The sequence below is a fragment of the Leisingera sp. F5 genome, assembly GCF_001593695.1.
The window spans coordinates 1-1,211 of sequence record NZ_LUKH01001181.1 but is presented as its reverse complement, the minus strand read 5'-3'; the positions used below and the strand labels follow the sequence as shown (position 1 = coordinate 1,211).

Here is a 1,211-nt window from a genome sequence, read left to right as displayed (position 1 = left end):
GCACCTCGCGCGGGCCGCAACTGCCCGCCGCCAGATCAAGCGACGCTTCAGACTGCTGCACGCAGACCGAACGCACCACTTCCATGAACAGCACCCGCTTGTCGGGGAAATAACTGTACAGCGTTGCCTTGGACACGCCCGCCGCCTTGGCAATGTTGTCAACACTCGCACCCTCAAACCCGTCAGCCAGGAACACCTCGCGGGCCCCTGCCAGGACCTGATCAAATTTCCGGCCTGTACGCAGGACGCTGGCTTGCTGATTCATGCGGGTTCCTTTGGCTGCCTGCGGGTCTGGACCTAGTGTAGCCTCTGCTGCCGCATAGCAACAGCATAAGCCGCACCGTCTTGCGCTCCCTCGCGGAACCGTTATATTTAGAATCATTCTAAACTAAGGGGCAGCAGATGCGTTTTCTCACTCAGCGCAAGCAGTTTGCGGAGCTGACCGGGCAGGAGATCCTCGCCCTTGCGATCTCTTCCGAGGAGGATGATGCGCGTATCTACCGCGGCTATGCAGAGCGCCTGCGCGCAGAATTTCCGGCAACCGCGGCGATGTTCGACGGCATGGCCGCCGAGGAAGACGAACACCGCGCCCAGCTGATTGCCCTGCACCAGGCCCGGTTCGGGCCGGCAATTCCGCTGATCCGGCGCGAGCATGTGGCGGGCTACTATGCCCGCCGCCCTATCTGGCTGATGGAAAACCTCAGCCTGGACCGCATCCGCGGCGAGGCCCGCGCGATGGAGCGCGACGCCGAACGCTTCTACACCGCCGCCGCCGCCCGCACCCGGGATGCCGCCACCCGCAGGCTGCTGGGTGATCTGGCCGCAGCTGAGGCCAGCCATCAGGCACGCGCAGGCGAATTGCAAGACACGCATCTGGACACGGATACGCGCCAGGACGAGGACCGTGCCGCCCACCGCCAGTTCGTGCTGACCTGGGTGCAGCCGGGGCTGGCCGGGCTGATGGACGGTTCGGTCTCCACCCTGGCGCCGATTTTTGCCACCGCCTTTGCCACCCAGGACACCTGGACCACATTTCTGGTCGGCATGGCGGCCTCGGTCGGGGCCGGCATCTCGATGGGCTTCACCGAGGCGGCTTCCGACGACGGAGAACTCTCTGGCCGCGGCTCGCCGCTGAAACGCGGGCTGGCCTCCGGCATCATGACCACCGTGGGCGGCCTCGGCCACGCCCTGCCTTATCTGATCCCGGACTT

The 1,211-nt window shown here is 65.2% G+C and carries 2 protein-coding genes; one reads left to right on the top strand and one right to left on the bottom strand.

Features of this window, described 5'->3' with window-relative positions; genetic code table 11:
- On the bottom strand, nt 1–265 hold a 265-nt coding region (locus A2I95_RS39955; RefSeq protein WP_291737881.1), incomplete at its 3' end, for a TetR/AcrR family transcriptional regulator.
- A 137-nt stretch (nt 266–402) separates the two neighbouring features.
- Here A2I95_RS39955 and A2I95_RS39950 point away from each other — a divergent pair.
- A partial coding sequence (locus A2I95_RS39950; RefSeq protein WP_291737880.1) for a ferritin family protein occupies nt 403–1,211 on the top strand: 809 nt, incomplete at its 3' end.